A 14,723-nucleotide genomic window follows, 5' to 3' on the forward strand; every position below is an offset into this window, starting at 1 on the left:
AATTTATAAGTGTAGGATAATATGCCTAATACTAAATATTAGGCGCTGAGGGGGAATGCCATCATGGCACGTATGGAAGGTAAAGTTGCTATTATTACTGGAGCGGCTCAAGGTATGGGCGCGGCACATGCTCGTAGATTAGTAGAAGAAGGCGCTAAAGTAGTTTTAACAGACCTTAATGTAGAAAAAGGTCAAGCTACAGCTGCTGAACTTGGGGAAAACGCTTTATTTGTAAAACAAAATGTTACTAGTGCTGAAGATTGGGCAAAGGTTGTAGAAGAAGCGGAAAAAGCATTTGGAAAAGTCGATGTCTTAGTCAATAACGCTGGTATTACAATGGCAAAATCTATTTTAGACATGACTGAGGAAGATTATCGCCGTATCGTGGATATTAACCAACTTTCTGTATTCTTAGGAATGAAAGCAGTTATTCCAGCCATGCAAAAAGCTGGCGGTGGATCGATTGTTAATATCTCGTCTATGAACGGAATCGTTGCTGGTGCTATCGGTTATACAGATACTAAATTTGCAGTACGCGGTATGACAAAAGCAGCTGCAATCGAATGTGCAAATTACGGTATTCGTGTAAACTCTATTCACCCAGGTGTCATTGCTACACCAATGGTTGTACAAGAAGATACAAAAGCAGCCGTAGAAGCATTTGCTAAACACATTCCTCTTAAACGTGTGGCTCAATCTGAAGAAGTTTCTAACTTAGTGCTTTACTTGGCATCTGATGAGTCCAGCTACTCAACTGGCAGTGAATTCATCATTGATGGTGGTTTAACAGCACAATAAAGTTTAAAGGCATTAATTTAATACTTATAACCAGAAAGCCAAAACCTTCTAAATCAAGGTCTTGGCTTTTTGCTATTATATATACTAAAAAGCAACAGGAAGTGAATCGATTCCTTTTGAGGAAAGGGCAAATTGCCATTGAATTTCCTCCTGAGGTACATTCAGTCTTAAGTCAGGAAAACGTTTTAATAGGGTAGTAAATGCAATATCTCCCTCTACTCTTGCAAGCGGAGCTCCTAAGCAGGTGTGGACACCATGTCCAAATGCTAGGTGATGATTTATTTTCCGCTTCACGTCTAACCCTTCTGAATCAGTAAATACTTCCTCATCTCGATTCGCGGCTTTTACCGTCACAAGAACCATATCTCCTTTTTTAATATTTTTGCCGCCTATCTCTACATCCTCTTTTGCAAAGCGTGGACCCACACTTGTAGATGGACCGTTGAAACGTAATAATTCCTCTACAGCTGATGGAACTAAACTTAGATCGCTTTTTAATGCTTCAAGTTGTTCAGGATGTTCAAACAACAACATCGATCCCGTTGCGATTAAGTTTGAGGTGGTTTCATGCCCAGCAAAAATTAATAAAGTAATCATTGAGATTAATTCTGATTCTTCAAGACGTTCTCCTTCTGCTTCAATCGCAATAAGCTGACTAATTAAATCATCAGAAGGATTGGCTCTCTTTTCTGCAACCAGGTTTTGGGTGTATTCTCCAAATTCCTGTAAATGGGCTGCTACAGTAGGGTCTTGTCTCCCCCAGCCCATCCCCTTCGCAATCGCGGAGGACCATATATTGAGTTTTTCACGATCTGCGTATGGCACCCCCAACATTTCAGAAATCACATTAATTGGTAATGGGTAAGCATAGTCTTTTACAAGATCCATTTCACCCTTAGATTGAACTTTATCAAGTAATTCATCTGCAATTTCTTGAATACGCGGTCGCAAGCCTTCCATATATCTTGGTGTAAATGCTTTTGAGACCAACATCCGTAATCTCCTATGGTCCATACCATCAACAAAAAGCATTGATTTGCCGGTAAAAAATGTGTCAGGTGCTGATGTATCTACCTCGCTATAAATTTTATCTCTAAAACCCTTTTCTCCATCAATAGAGGAAGGATCTACAGTAAATTGTTTGTGATTTTTAAGGATTTGGACTGCCTCATCCATATGTACAACCATCCAAGCTTGACGATCTGCCTCTCCCAAAGGGTTGGGAATAGAAACGATAGGCCCAAGCTCGCGCATTTTTGCAAATACAGAAAATGGATCTTCATTACTCTTTCCACTTAATACACCCAGAACCTGGTTGGAAACCATTTCTTCTGTCTTATTCATCAATCTACCTTCCTTCCATCTTTTCTTTTAGCCTTACATATTCTTAATGATTGTAAGCTCTGATACAATACTCTATTTTTAGTACTCTAATTTGTGTACTATTTCTTAGGATACTATTACCCTGCTATAGAGTAAATGCGAGTAAAGTACTTTTTTAATATAGGTAGAATGAATGTATAGCTTCAAAGAATCCCTTTCTGTCATATGCAAATATATCCCTTTTATAATAAATACTTTTTGCTCATCTAGACACAATGTCATGGGTGAAAAAACTTATATTTACAAAAAAAGACCTGCACAAAAGCCATAATAGGCATTTATACAAGTCATGATAAGGAAATTATTTAAGCAAGATCCCATTTCATCAAATCAAATCGTCCTTCTCTACTAAAAAGAATTTCTTTTTCTTTTAGCTTAGGGAAATAACGGGCTGTGAATGTTTCTTCTCCTTCATTAATAAATATTTCTAATGAAGAGGTATCTATAAATATTTGCATCGTCTTTAGGCTATCCAGTTTACACGTTCTTGACTCTATCTTCATTGCTTTCTATAACCCACTTTCTTTTTTTCAAGCATACGTTACTAACAAGCTAATAAAAATGAGCTATAGAAGTATTTTAAGTTAAGTCTCAAGCCCTAGAAAACTCTACTGCCTATTATAGATAACCATCAAGATAGCTTCTCCCGTCTAAAAGTTTAATTTATCTGATTAGCCTGCTCTTCAGCCGAATATGTCTTTTTACAATACCATAAAAAGTAAATTATTCTTGTCATACTTTTTACGAAAGGTTGAGATTAATGGGATTTCACTACCTTTAGACATATTTATCTATATAAGAAGTACTTCTTTCTTTCTATTCAGAGCGACAATCTATGCGAAAAAAAAGCCTTTTAAAAAAGACCTGTCCTAAAGTCGTTATTGCAGACTTCCTGAGCAGGTCTATTTTAGTGATTTCATATATTTTATCTATAAAATTATTTCGCTTTCTCCACGCAATAGCCATAAAAGCGATCACAGAGGTCTATGATTTTATCTTGACTGACCAGGGCATTCACCCATTTTTCCGAAATATTTTTCATCCCGTAATACATACCAGCTATAGTTCCCGTTATAAAAGCAATCGTATCAGTATCATTGCCCAGATTGACCGCTTCAAGAACGGCATCTTCATAGGTTTGAGATTTAAAGAAACACCACAAAGCAGCTTCAAGTGAGTGAACAACATATCCATCCGAGCGAATATCATCGCGGTCTGCTTCAAGCAAGCTTAGACTAAAGATTCTTTCATATGAAGCAAATTCTTGTTGATACTCATTCTCTGATCCAAGCTGTTCCCAGCATGTATTGAGTGCAATTTTCAAGGATTCTAAAGGTGAATGTTGATCGTACATATTCAGCAAAAATTCCACATAAATAATTGTACCAAGGGTAGATCTTGGATGGCCGTGCGTGACATGCGCAATTCTCTCTATTTCCTTTTTCCTCGTCTGAAAATCTGGCTCTTTCGATAATGTAAATACAAGTGGCACTATACGCATAAGTGCGCCATTGCCATTATCATATTCCGTTTTCCCACCACACTGAACAGCCGGTACACCTTGCTTATAACGGCTAATAGCATTTGCGGTTGCAATGCCGATATCGAACATTTCACCATATGGGGTCCAGTAGCCTTTATCCTGGTAGGAAACAAAGCGGTTCATCAAATCATTTTCATCTTTTCCTGCAATTAAATTTTCAATCAGGCACATCGTTAGTGATGTATCATCAGACCATGTTCCAGGAGGCATATTATAGGTCCCATAACCGATCATATCTGTAACGCCGGCATTTCTGGCTTTAAATTCTACCGGTACACCAAGAGCATCCCCAATAATCCCGCCTATAATGGTTGAATATATCTTTTCCTTCATTGTATCTGCTGGAACTCCATCTACTTTTCTTGTCATATGGAATCCTCCCTTATACTGTCTTTTATCTCATTTTACCAAACTAACCTTTCTTCTATAACGGGATTTCCCAAAAACTTAATTCCATTTCCTTCAATTTGTTAAAATAGAATGAATATGTTAATATATCAGAATACTTAATTTTTGGATATCCCTCCAAACTACCATAAAAGAGGACTGATAAAATGAAACAAAGTTTATACCTAGCAGGTGCATTTGTAGGAGTCATTGTTGGAGCGGGATTTGGCTCTGGCCAAGAAATCATGCAGTTTTTTACGAATTTTGGCTTTTACAGTATACCTGCTATTTTGCTGGCAACTGTCTTATTTTCCTTTATTGCCATGCAGCTCTCTCAACTGAGCAGCCATATGCAAGCCACCTCACATAAAGAAATCATCGAGGTTCTCTGCGGACGTTTTCTTGGTCAAGCACTGGATATAATTTTATCGTTCTTTTTATTTGGCGTTGGTGTAATTATGATAGCAGGCGCAGGATCAATTGTTGAGGAACAGTTTGGGATTTCTGCCATCTGGGGTTCACTATTTATGACAGTGATCACCATCCTGACCATGCTATTGAAGGTAGAGAAAATCATCTCTATCATTAGCTCAATCACACCATTTTTATTAGTTATTATGATTTTTATATCAGGATACGCGCTAATTAAAAATGGAATCACTCCTATAGACATAGAGCGTAATGTTGATTTAGACAAAGCAGCGGCTTCAAATTGGTTCATGTCCGCATTACTTTATGTATCCTTTAATGTTGCTGTCGGTTTCTCTATGCTATCTGTTATTAGCGGAACGTTTAAAAATAAAAAACAAGCAGCTATTGGCGGAATTATGGGCGGTATCCTGCTCGGTGTACTCATGCTGCTGATTAATATAGGTATGATGACTGATATGGCTAATATGCAAATTGTAGAAATGCCTACCTTATTTTTAGCTAATAGTATCTCACCTTTAATCGGGAACCTGCTATCTATTATTCTATTGGCTATGATTTACAATACATGCGTGGGAATGTTTTATGCATTCACAGTGCGAATCATTCCTCAAGGACGCTTCTTTCATCCTTCAGTTGTGATATTCGGAGCAATTGGTTTTGGTCTTAGCTTTGCTGGTTTTACTACATTGGTAAACACCGTGTATCCAATCATGGGCTATGTGGGATTTATTTTACTGGCAGCAATTGGCTGGTCCTGGATTAAATCTAAGCACCATGCTCCTGAAATCAATCGCATAAACCCCGTAGCTGAAAAAGAAAAGAAAATAGTCTAGAACTTCAAAGGATTCTATCCCCGTACCATTTATGGCACGGGGCTTTTTTAATGTAATAAATGAATATACTGCTACAATCTTTCCAGTTTTATCGCTTTAAAGATAGGGGGAGAGGATTCCATTGTTTGGCTTATCCATACTTTCACCCTTTGTCCGGTTTTTAGTTCACCTCTATAATCACTTTGATGGATGGATAGACGCCCGACATTTTTATATTTGGCTTGCAGCTCCTCAATCGGCAAATCCACGTCCTCATTCTTAAAATTTGAATCGAGCACTACGAATACAGCATCGGCTTCGCTAATGATAATTGTTCCTTCGGTTCCAGGTGAGTCGGTTTGTCGTTCAAGTTCATACAGATAAAGAACGATGAGAAGCAATAAGGATAACCCGATATATAGGGAAACTTTCGTCGTAATCTTCAAGATTCCACCTCCCTTACCCACCTTTATCAATACCTTCATTCTGTCATTCCTAAAATCTCCCACTGCACTTTTTTAATTACGTATATAATTTAATAAAGGGGGAGCTGTAATGAATTGTTTAGGCTGTAATTTAGCACATAAAAAAGAAAATGTTTATGTAGTTTTTGAAGATGATTATGTTTGTTGTATTTTAGATATTGATCCTTATAACGAAGGACACGTTTTGATTTTACCTAAAAAACATGTTCGATACTTTGATGAATTTGACGATAATACGGCAAGCTCCGTAATGATGGCAGCAAAGAGGCTATCAAAAGTGATAAAAATTTTGTTTAATCCGGATGGCATTACAGTCTGTCAGAACGGTGGAGCATTTGATGAATTAACACATTTTCATATGCATGTAGTTCCGCGGTATGAAGGACAAAATTTTGCAGATTTCTATTCTGAAGATGGAGAAACACTTGGAGAAAAGGAATACGACTTGGAAGAGACGAAAAGAAAGATCACCGAAATGCTAAAGGTTTTGGATTAATTTCCACTACCTTTTTTTATTCATTCCATTATACTACGCCCGTTTATTTCTTTTTTACTGCTTTGTATACCAGACGAAACTTATTAAATTTAGTAAACTAGCATCACTCCTGCTATCCCCTTCATCTGTGCCCTCCCATTCATTAGTAATTATGTTCCCTTTTGCATTTCTTCTATGCTCTATTTCGCGCGGTACCCTTTCAAGTTTATTCCCAAATGACATATACATTTTTTTCAAATATAATGGTAGGCGAGGTGAAAATATGATAACCACAAATAGCTTTAAAAGACTTGTATCAATTCTAGCAATTGCAATGCTAGCTTTGGTTACTGCTGCATGCAGTAATAACAAAGGGGAAGAAAGCAAAAAAGAGGAAAAAACCGGCTGGGAAGCCATTAAAGAATCCGGCAAATTAAAAGTTGCAACTTCCGGAACCTTATATCCCGCTTCCTATCATGATTCTGAAACAAATGAATTAACCGGATACGATGTGGAAGTAACACGTGAAGTAGCTAAACGATTAAACCTAGAAGCTGAATTTACTGAAATGGCCTTTGATGGAATGCTAGCCTCCATCAACAATGGACAAACTGACATCGCTGTCAATGATATTACAGCTACTGAGGAAAGAAGAGAAAAATTTTCTTTTTCTGAACCCTATAAATATTCCTTCGGCGCTGCCATCGTTAGAAAATCAGATTTATCCGGCATTAAAGATCTTGATAGTTTAAAAGGGAAAAAAGCAGCTGGAGAAGCAACAACTACATATATGGAAGTGGCACGTGAACATGGAGCTGAAGAAGTCATCTATGACAATGCAACAAATGATCAATATTTGCGAGATGTTTCTACTGGCAGAACTGACATTATTCTAAATGATTATTATACCCAGCGTTTAGCTGTAGCCGCATTTCCAGAATTCGATATTACCGTACATCCTAATATAAAATACAATCCAAGCAATCAAGCCATATTGATGAAAAAGGATAACAGTGACTTGTTGAAAGAAATAAACAAGGTATTGGAAGAAATAAAAACGGATGGAACGATGGCTGAGCTCTCTAAAAAATTCTATGACAGCGCAGACGTTACAAAAGAAGTTCAGTTGGACTCAGTTAAATAAGTGATTGAAAGGGAATTTATATGGCACATATCCAATGGCAATATATATTTAACCCAGAATTAGCAATCGATTCATTGCCATATGTTCTTGAAGGCTTATCGAATACCCTCTTGATTTCATTTATCAGTATGGCTTTGGGATTGATCATTGGTTTCTTTTTGGCTCTTGGACGGAGTTCTAAAAGTAAATGGCTGCGGTGGCCAGCCAGCATGTACATCTCTTTTATGCGCGGTGTACCCATTCTTGTGATTATTTTTATTCTTTATTTTGGCTTTCCGATTATCGGAATTGAATTTACTGCCATGCAAGCGGCTATTATTGGATTCAGTTTTAACAGTGCAGCTTATATTGCTGAAATCAACCGTTCTGCGCTTGGTTCTGTCGATAAAGGACAATGGGAATCCTCACAATCATTGGGTTTATCCTATTGGCAAACCATGGGAGGGATTATCCTTCCGCAGGCTGTCCGAATTGCGCTACCACCTCTCTCTAATGTGTTGCTGGATTTAATCAAAGCTTCTTCATTGGCAGCGATGATAACGGTCCCTGAAATATTTCAGCATGCCAAAATCGTCGGAGGACGGGAATTTGATTATATGACTATGTACATACTTGTAGCGATGATCTATTGGTGCATATGTGCGGCTGTTTCTCTTCTGCAGCGCTGTTTAGAAAAAAGAGCTGAGGTGTATTTGCAGAAATAGAATGGCTGCTAAAGCCACTCCTCACTCAATTTCTATTGTTCGGAGACATTTATATGAAATTCCGCAGGGCACAGTTTATTGGATAAAAAGGATAGAGAATCTATCATTTTTTCATATTGATAGAAAATAAGCAGGGAACATACCCTGCTATCAAGTCGTTATTCGTTAAATTGACAGAAGTTAAGAATATGACCATCCGGATCTTTAAAATCGAAGGTTCGTATATCCGGGTAATCAGCTATTTCGTCGGCATCTACTTCATTTTCTATAAAGAACTTATATACTTCATCTATGTTAGTTGTAAAGAAATTAAATGGGTAGTGTTTTGCAGGTTTTACGTCTGTTGATTGAACAAGGGTTAACGAGGTTTCTCCTATTGTGAAGGCAGCATACCCATTTCGATTCCATCTCATATTTAATCTTAATTTTTCTGAATACCATTTAATCGAGTAGTCTAAATCACTTACCTCTAAAAATACGGTATCAATTCTCTTTACTAGTCCTTCCATTCTTCTACTCCTTCTAATTATTTTCCATAATTAAATTCCATCAAAGAAAGTGTATTTCCTATAGAAATTGAAATAACCCCCGAAAGTTAGAATTGATATCCGACTTTTGGAGGCCACTTCTAGATAGCCCTTGAAACAAAAAGGAGTATCTGCTTTTGACTTCATAAATGACTCAATCTTTTTCTTTAGCCTTCTGTGTATCCCTAATATTTTTTTGAACAGTTATGGCAGCGAATACACTTAATACAAAGGACATACCATAAAATCCTTTCTCACTTAAATCAATACTTCCCGCATTATAAAGACCGATGCCCATCAAGGCGATTGCAACAATAAGAGCAAACCAGCTAATTCCATAATAGATGGCTGTCACAGGTATATCCTCATCTCGATCTCTAACCGCCTTTTGTAATGATACTGCTGAATAAAGTCCAAATACTAATACTGCGAAATAATACCCTTTTTCGTTTAATTCCATTGAAGCATTAAATAATCCTATTAGATAAGCAGCAACCCCTACCAATAAAGCCGCCCAGGTAGCACCTTTAAAAGCAGTCGTTGGTTCCCCAGGATGTCTTTCGACCTTCTTTTTTGGAACACTTTGTTCGTTATCTAATAAATATTCATTCTCATTCGACACTGAGTCTTTTCACCTCTCCTCTATATAAATAGTAATTATGTAAAGCGGAATTCCGCCTCTATATCTATTGTATAGAATATTTTTACAAATTAGTACATATTATCCTTTTTTGTTGTTCAATTGTCTTCACAAGGGCCTATTATAGCATGCGACTAATCAAGATTGTGGTGAATATCCTAGCCTTTTAACACCCAACATAAGTACCGACACAAAAAATATAATGAGCAAAATAAAAAGTTCAACCAGTCTTGTTCTGGTTGAACTTTATTATTTTGCAGATTGATCTCACAATCTCTGAGAATCTCACAGATCTTATACGTTAACTGTCTCTGCTCTATTCGCTTTTCTCTTATGGATTTTCTTCATTACAAATCTGGCAATTGGCTGTGCTACTATTAATTCAATCCAAAATGCCACACCGAAATTCCTAAACCAGCTCAAAAAGAAATTTTGAAAAGGTTCTAAGCTGATTTGTTTTGAGCCAACCCAGGTACCGATAATGGTTAAAAGGACGGATAGAACAGTTACATTGAAAAATGTATTCATTAAAACTCTTGCATTGAATCCATCTGTTTTACCTATGAATTTAGGCATTATTTTACCAACCACAGGTCCAGCAACAAATCTCACCAATAAAACAACAATGATCCACATAAATGGTATAATCTTTAAGGTTTCGATATAATTTTCTTTACTGAAACCACGTTCCAATCCCATAATAATTGGTGCAATCGTATTTACTGAGATGATTGAAATGATGAGCATAAATAATATGCCTTCTCTTGCGTTTTGTGGCAACCTATCTTCTCTATGCATATATACCCTCCGAAAAATGAAAAATTCAGATGGCAGACGTATCATCAAGACATATATTTTTGGCATATCAACTATACCAATATCTCTACACACTGATTTAAATATATTACCATGTTAGTTAAATATTTTTCGAGCTCCATTTTTTACCTATTTACTCTAATAATAGATTCCAATTATGCGAATGAACTATTCCAAGCGTTTAACTGCAAATCCATGGGAGATGTCTAAATTAGATTTGTAGCTCATTGTAGGATACTATATAGCCGTTTAAATCCTTGATTGTCCCAGATAATTCACCGGAGGATTGATTTACCTCATCTATTATAACGGCTATTTCTTTTAAGTCCTTTTCCGCTTTTAACGCTGAGTAAATCTTTTGCTCCAAGCTAAGTACTTCTTCATATTGATCAAGGGCTTGATTATATGTATGTAACAGGTTAATCAGTGAGTCATGGAGGCTCAACAATGTTTCCTTATGTACTTTTTTCTGATCTATTTTACTCAGTAATTCTTCTGATTCTTTCATTTTTATTAATTGATTTTCTACCAATGATTTGTCCTCACCAACCATCAGTTTACACTGATTGATCGTCTCTTCTGCCTTACTAATTTGATTGTCAGCCTTTTTCAGGTTATCTGCTCCATCCTTTACTGTCCTTTCGTATAGGGTTTGCAGCTTATTATTTTCGGTATTAAAAAGCTCCCCATAATTCATATTAGACTTAAAATCCCATGCAACTTGATTATGAACTTTTATATATTTTTCATCATACTTTTGTATAACTGGCAGAATTAAAACAGCCATTAACATACTGGTTACAATTAAAGCTAGATATATACCTATTTTCTTTCTAATCATACGATTCCTCGTCCTTATAATCTCTTATCTTTATGGAAGTTTGCCGGAAAATGTTTTGATTCTTCGTATCTTTCAAATTCATAGCCCGCTTCCTTTATACTTTTAATTATTCCTGGCAATGCCTCAATGGTACCTTTCTTTTCATGAATTAAGATAATTTCCTCAGATCCATTTAATTGCTTCAGAATTTCTCCTTCAATTTTTGAAGGATTCTCTTGCAGCTTCCAATCTTTTGAATCGATTGTCCAATCCCACATTTTCAATCCTGCGTGTGCAGCTTGATCTCGCAATTTCGTATTTAACCCTGGAGATGATCCATATGGACATCTGAATAAAATCGGCAAAATATTTACCTGTTCTTTGATTAATTGCTGTGTTTCCATCACTTCTTCTACAATTTTTCCCTTTTTGTACAATCTATTATAATCATGGCTCATTGAGTGCATTCCGATATAATCTCCACGGTTGACATATTCCTTGGCCATATCCGGGTATTTCTTCATATTATTTCCGATCAGAAAATGAGTAGCCGGTATTTCAAATTGATCGAGTATAGCAATTAACTCCTTTGTATAAAGACTTGGACCATCATCAATTGTTAAATAAACTACTTTTCTTTCTTTACCATTTAATTTTTCAGGCACTTTTTTTACGGTCCTTTCATATGTAACCATGTTCAGTTCTGGATGCCCTGATTGATCATTGGTTTTGTCAGCCAAACTGGAAGTCGGCTTGATCCAGCTCATTACTGTTATGGATACTATAATAGTAACCAAGATAATTGCAAAATTACGCATTCTTTAATCTTCCTTTATAAATCTCTATTTAACTCCTATTATATTACAATTCTTTTTCTATTGTAATATTTTAGTAATATTTCAGAAAAATAGATTAACTAAAAAGCCACTATCCTCTTGTAGGGTAGTGGCTCTTGCATATCTATTTTTTTCTCTTAGATAATCTGCCAAGTAAAAAGGCACCGGCTGCTATCGCAAGAGCCGTGTTTGTTTTTTTGGTGAATACTTGTTTCGTTACAAGGCTTATGTTTTGAGGTCTTTCAGCCAAACGTCTCATAAAGTATCCATACCAATCCGTCCCAAAAGGAACATACGTACAAAACTGGTAGCCCTCTTTAGCCAATTCCATTTGCATATCGAAGCGGAAACCATAGAGCATTTGGAATTCAAATTTTTCATTAGGAATTTGATGATCTTTTACAAATTGCTTCACATGGTTTATGACTTTATGATCGTGTGTTGCAATGGAGGTGAACTTACCATTTAACAGATGATATACTATCAAATTGATATAATTTTTATCAATTTCTGCTTTTGTTTGATAGGCTAATTCAGCAGGTTCCTTATAGGCACCTTTTACAATACGAAGGCGGTAATTTTTATATTTTTGTATATCATTTTCGGCTCGATGAAAATATGCTTGTATAACTGTACCAATATTATCGTATTTTTCCGATATCTGATCTACTAAATCAAAAGAAGGCTGTAATCTGGAATGGTTCTCCATATCAATATTTATAAAAATATCATACTTTGCAGCTGCTTCAAAAATTTCCAACAGATTGTCTCTGCAGAAATCCAAATCTATATCCAACCCTAATTGAGAGGGTTTTAATGATATATGAGCATCGACTTTATTTTCATAAATGGCCTCAATAACCTGAAGGATTTGATTCTTCGCCTTTACAGCTTCATCTTTATCACTCACAAATTCTCCAAGATTATCCACGGTACAAGAAATTCCATACTTATTTAACTCTTTTATACTCTCAATTGTTTCGTCTATATTTGTACCGGCAACTACAGTTTGGGCACCCATTTTTAACCCATATTTTTGAGCTGTGCGGTTTAAAAGCTGATTTTCTGAAAGAGCAATGAAGAAATCTTTAACAATCATTAAGAACACCCCTTATGTTAGTTAAATAACATGAAATCAATAAATACAGAATAAATACTTGTAATCTTACACTATGGGTAGGCTAAAACTTATATGTTCATATAACCTCATTTGAAGCGCTTACTTATTTCAATATATTCATAATATAGTAAATTCCGAAAGATTTCTATAAGGAATATCTTTTTTTACTTCCGTAATAATATGCCGGCTCCCCAATAGAGCAACAGCCTTATATAATAGGCAATTAATCGATTTAATGACCTTTCCTATATTTTTGATTGAGACATATGCAACTATAGTGATTGTTCTTTTAACAAGTACAGGTATTGGCTTCAATCTATATACCGCACTCCATTTCTTTTATGTACTTAGCCCTATATTAACTTGTCAGCTAGTTTTCTCTCCGTGATTTATGGCCTATTTTTCTCGTAACTTAGTTTGTTTCCTAGACTTACTAAGTAGATACCTTCTATAATAATGTTCAAATACCTATGTAAACGCTTTCTATTTTAAATGAAAAGGAGATTAGGACATGTCACAAAAATTAGTACGTAAGTTTCTAAGTTTCGGATTAGCTATTGCCCTTGTAACTCCTGTCGTTTCCACCGATATTGCGAGTGCTAAGCCATTAAGTGCTTTAAAAGCTTCCCCTTTATATGAAAGATACGAAGATTCTTTTACAATTGGGGCTGCTGTCGAACCTGATCAATTACAGGGCAAGAGTGGTCATGTATTAAAGCGTCACTATAACAGTATTGTCGCAGAGAACGTAATGAAGCCAATATCTATCCAACCCGAAGAGGGGAAATTCAATTTTAAAGAAGCAGATAAAATTGTGAAATTCGCCAAGAAAAATGATATGGATGTTCGTTTTCATACCCTTGTATGGCATAGTCAGGTACCTGATTGGTTCTTTATTGATAAGAACGGGAATAAAATGACCGAAGAAACCAATCCAAAACAGCGGGAGAAAAATAAAAAGCTATTATTACAGCGCTTAGAAAATCACATAAAAACGATTGTCAAAAGATATAAAAATGATGTCGACTCATGGGATGTTGTAAACGAAGTGATTGACGAATATGCATCAAATGAGCAGAAGCTGCGTGAGTCTCCTTGGTATCAAATAACTGGTACTGATTATATTAAGGTAGCATTTAAAACAGCTAAAAAATATGCAAAAAAGGATGCAAAACTGTACATTAATGACTACAACACAGAGGTGGAACCCAAAAAAACCCATTTATATAACTTAGTTGTTGAATTGCTTGAACAAAAAGTCCCTATTGACGGTGTCGGTCATCAAGCTCATATTCAATTAGGCTGGCCATCCATTGCTGAAACGGAGGAATCTATTAATCGTTTTGCCAGTCTTGGTTTAGATAATCAAGTAACCGAGTTAGATGTGAGCTTATACGGCTGGCCACCAAGACCTGCTTATCCTTCATATGAGGATATTCCAGAAGAAGAGTTCCAGCGTCAAGCTGCCAGGTATAATGAGTTATTTGAAATGTATGAGAGATTAGGAGATAAGATCAGTAACGTAACATTCTGGGGAATTGCAGATAATCATACATGGCTAGACGACCGTGCCGAGGAATATAATAATGGCGTTGGAAAAGATGCACCGTTTGTCTTTGATCCGAATTATAATCTTAAGCCTGCTTATTGGGCAATAATGGACTAGAATAGATGCCGAGATTAATTTAGTATAAGAATCCTTAGATATCTTCTTATACTATAGTAAAAGAGGAAGCTTATCGCTTCCTCTTTACCTTTTAGTTTCAGTATATACATCCTTTTAATTAACTTGTTGTTATTG

Annotated in this window: 16 protein-coding genes; 6 read left to right on the top strand and 10 right to left on the bottom strand. The window is 36.1% G+C overall.

Annotated elements, in window-relative coordinates:
• Positions 1-63 precede the first annotated feature (63 nt).
• Positions 64-798, top strand: coding sequence for a glucose 1-dehydrogenase (locus tag AC4G3N_RS03800; RefSeq protein WP_066104599.1), 735 nt, complete (start codon positions 64-66; stop codon positions 796-798).
• Between the two features lie 84 nt (positions 799-882).
• Here the strand turns inward: AC4G3N_RS03800 and AC4G3N_RS03805 are convergent, their stop codons facing one another.
• The 3 genes from AC4G3N_RS03805 to AC4G3N_RS03815 all read right to left on the bottom strand — a co-directional run bounded on the left by AC4G3N_RS03805 (position 883) and on the right by AC4G3N_RS03815 (position 4,093).
• Positions 883-2,142, bottom strand: coding sequence for a cytochrome P450 family protein (locus AC4G3N_RS03805; protein ID WP_140462066.1), 1,260 nt, complete (start codon positions 2,140-2,142; stop codon positions 883-885).
• A 344-nt stretch (positions 2,143-2,486) separates the two neighbouring features.
• Entirely contained in the window at positions 2,487-2,684 is a 198-nt protein-coding gene (locus AC4G3N_RS03810; protein ID WP_139892411.1) for a GH32 C-terminal domain-containing protein, read from the bottom strand.
• A gap of 434 nt (positions 2,685-3,118) precedes the next feature.
• On the bottom strand, positions 3,119-4,093 hold the full coding sequence (locus tag AC4G3N_RS03815; protein WP_491089776.1) for an ADP-ribosylglycohydrolase family protein: 975 nt from the start codon (positions 4,091-4,093) through the stop codon (positions 3,119-3,121).
• 185 nt (positions 4,094-4,278) lie between these two features.
• Here AC4G3N_RS03815 and AC4G3N_RS03820 point away from each other — a divergent pair, with 185 nt between their 5' ends.
• A complete protein-coding gene (locus tag AC4G3N_RS03820; protein WP_066104608.1) occupies positions 4,279-5,376 on the top strand; it encodes a YkvI family membrane protein in 1,098 nt (365 codons plus the stop codon).
• A 71-nt stretch (positions 5,377-5,447) separates the two neighbouring features.
• Here AC4G3N_RS03820 and AC4G3N_RS03825 read toward each other — a convergent pair whose 3' ends face one another.
• Positions 5,448-5,801, bottom strand: a complete 354-nt coding sequence (locus AC4G3N_RS03825) for a DUF3221 domain-containing protein (RefSeq protein ID WP_491089777.1) — start codon at positions 5,799-5,801, stop codon at positions 5,448-5,450.
• A 109-nt stretch (positions 5,802-5,910) separates the two neighbouring features.
• Here AC4G3N_RS03825 and AC4G3N_RS03830 point away from each other — a divergent pair, with 109 nt between their 5' ends.
• The 3 genes from AC4G3N_RS03830 to AC4G3N_RS03840 all read left to right on the top strand — a co-directional run bounded on the left by AC4G3N_RS03830 (position 5,911) and on the right by AC4G3N_RS03840 (position 8,163).
• Positions 5,911-6,336, top strand: a complete 426-nt coding sequence (locus AC4G3N_RS03830; protein ID WP_491089778.1) for an HIT family protein — start codon at positions 5,911-5,913, stop codon at positions 6,334-6,336.
• 262 nt (positions 6,337-6,598) lie between these two features.
• Positions 6,599-7,459 carry a transporter substrate-binding domain-containing protein gene (locus tag AC4G3N_RS03835; protein WP_148630050.1) on the top strand — a complete coding sequence of 287 codons (861 nt, stop codon included), beginning with the start codon at positions 6,599-6,601 and terminating at the stop codon, positions 7,457-7,459.
• A gap of 20 nt (positions 7,460-7,479) precedes the next feature.
• A complete protein-coding gene (locus tag AC4G3N_RS03840; protein ID WP_491089779.1) occupies positions 7,480-8,163 on the top strand; it encodes an amino acid ABC transporter permease in 684 nt (227 codons plus the stop codon).
• Positions 8,164-8,321: 158 nt separating this feature from the next.
• Here AC4G3N_RS03840 and AC4G3N_RS03845 read toward each other — a convergent pair whose 3' ends face one another.
• The 6 genes from AC4G3N_RS03845 to AC4G3N_RS03870 form a co-directional block, all read right to left on the bottom strand.
• Complete coding sequence (locus AC4G3N_RS03845) at positions 8,322-8,672, bottom strand: VOC family protein (RefSeq protein WP_491089780.1); 351 nt, start codon at positions 8,670-8,672, stop codon at positions 8,322-8,324.
• Positions 8,673-8,844: 172 nt separating this feature from the next.
• Entirely contained in the window at positions 8,845-9,312 is a 468-nt protein-coding gene (yiaA, locus tag AC4G3N_RS03850; RefSeq protein WP_066104623.1) for an inner membrane protein YiaA, read from the bottom strand.
• A 312-nt stretch (positions 9,313-9,624) separates the two neighbouring features.
• Positions 9,625-10,128 (bottom strand): DUF2798 domain-containing protein, encoded by a 504-nt coding sequence (locus AC4G3N_RS03855; RefSeq protein ID WP_491089781.1) that lies wholly within the window; start codon positions 10,126-10,128, stop codon positions 9,625-9,627.
• A gap of 229 nt (positions 10,129-10,357) precedes the next feature.
• The gene (locus AC4G3N_RS03860; RefSeq protein ID WP_491089782.1) at positions 10,358-10,987 is read right to left on the bottom strand and encodes a YkyA family protein; all 630 of its coding nucleotides are present in this window, start codon (positions 10,985-10,987) and stop codon (positions 10,358-10,360) included.
• Positions 10,988-11,001: 14 nt separating this feature from the next.
• Positions 11,002-11,784, bottom strand: a complete 783-nt coding sequence (locus AC4G3N_RS03865) for a polysaccharide deacetylase family protein (protein ID WP_066104633.1) — start codon at positions 11,782-11,784, stop codon at positions 11,002-11,004.
• A gap of 142 nt (positions 11,785-11,926) precedes the next feature.
• A complete protein-coding gene (locus tag AC4G3N_RS03870; protein WP_491089783.1) occupies positions 11,927-12,901 on the bottom strand; it encodes a proline dehydrogenase family protein in 975 nt (324 codons plus the stop codon).
• Between the two features lie 532 nt (positions 12,902-13,433).
• Here AC4G3N_RS03870 and AC4G3N_RS03875 point away from each other — a divergent pair.
• The gene (locus AC4G3N_RS03875) at positions 13,434-14,588 is read left to right on the top strand and encodes an endo-1,4-beta-xylanase (RefSeq protein ID WP_066104649.1); all 1,155 of its coding nucleotides are present in this window, start codon (positions 13,434-13,436) and stop codon (positions 14,586-14,588) included.
• Positions 14,589-14,723: the final 135 nt, after the last annotated feature.

Source organism: Bacillus sp. z50, from assembly GCF_058313585.1.

Excerpts from the sequence above, each read along its gene's own strand:
- AC4G3N_RS03800 (WP_066104599.1), top strand. The coding sequence starts at position 64 with ATGGCACGTATGGAAGGTAAAGTTGCTATTATTACTGGAGCGGCTCAA.
- AC4G3N_RS03805 (WP_140462066.1), bottom strand. The coding sequence starts at position 2,142 with ATGAATAAGACAGAAGAAATGGTTTCCAACCAGGTTCTGGGTGTATTA.
- AC4G3N_RS03810 (WP_139892411.1), bottom strand. The coding sequence starts at position 2,684 with ATGAAGATAGAGTCAAGAACGTGTAAACTGGATAGCCTAAAGACGATG.
- AC4G3N_RS03815 (WP_491089776.1), bottom strand. The coding sequence starts at position 4,093 with ATGACAAGAAAAGTAGATGGAGTTCCAGCAGATACAATGAAGGAAAAG.
- AC4G3N_RS03820 (WP_066104608.1), top strand. The coding sequence starts at position 4,279 with ATGAAACAAAGTTTATACCTAGCAGGTGCATTTGTAGGAGTCATTGTT.
- AC4G3N_RS03830 (WP_491089778.1), top strand. The coding sequence starts at position 5,911 with ATGAATTGTTTAGGCTGTAATTTAGCACATAAAAAAGAAAATGTTTAT.
- AC4G3N_RS03835 (WP_148630050.1), top strand. The coding sequence starts at position 6,599 with ATGATAACCACAAATAGCTTTAAAAGACTTGTATCAATTCTAGCAATT.
- AC4G3N_RS03840 (WP_491089779.1), top strand. The coding sequence starts at position 7,480 with ATGGCACATATCCAATGGCAATATATATTTAACCCAGAATTAGCAATC.
- AC4G3N_RS03845 (WP_491089780.1), bottom strand. The coding sequence starts at position 8,672 with ATGGAAGGACTAGTAAAGAGAATTGATACCGTATTTTTAGAGGTAAGT.
- AC4G3N_RS03855 (WP_491089781.1), bottom strand. The coding sequence starts at position 10,128 with ATGCATAGAGAAGATAGGTTGCCACAAAACGCAAGAGAAGGCATATTA.
- AC4G3N_RS03860 (WP_491089782.1), bottom strand. The coding sequence starts at position 10,987 with ATGATTAGAAAGAAAATAGGTATATATCTAGCTTTAATTGTAACCAGT.
- AC4G3N_RS03865 (WP_066104633.1), bottom strand. The coding sequence starts at position 11,784 with ATGCGTAATTTTGCAATTATCTTGGTTACTATTATAGTATCCATAACA.
- AC4G3N_RS03870 (WP_491089783.1), bottom strand. The coding sequence starts at position 12,901 with ATGATTGTTAAAGATTTCTTCATTGCTCTTTCAGAAAATCAGCTTTTA.
- AC4G3N_RS03875 (WP_066104649.1), top strand. The coding sequence starts at position 13,434 with ATGTCACAAAAATTAGTACGTAAGTTTCTAAGTTTCGGATTAGCTATT.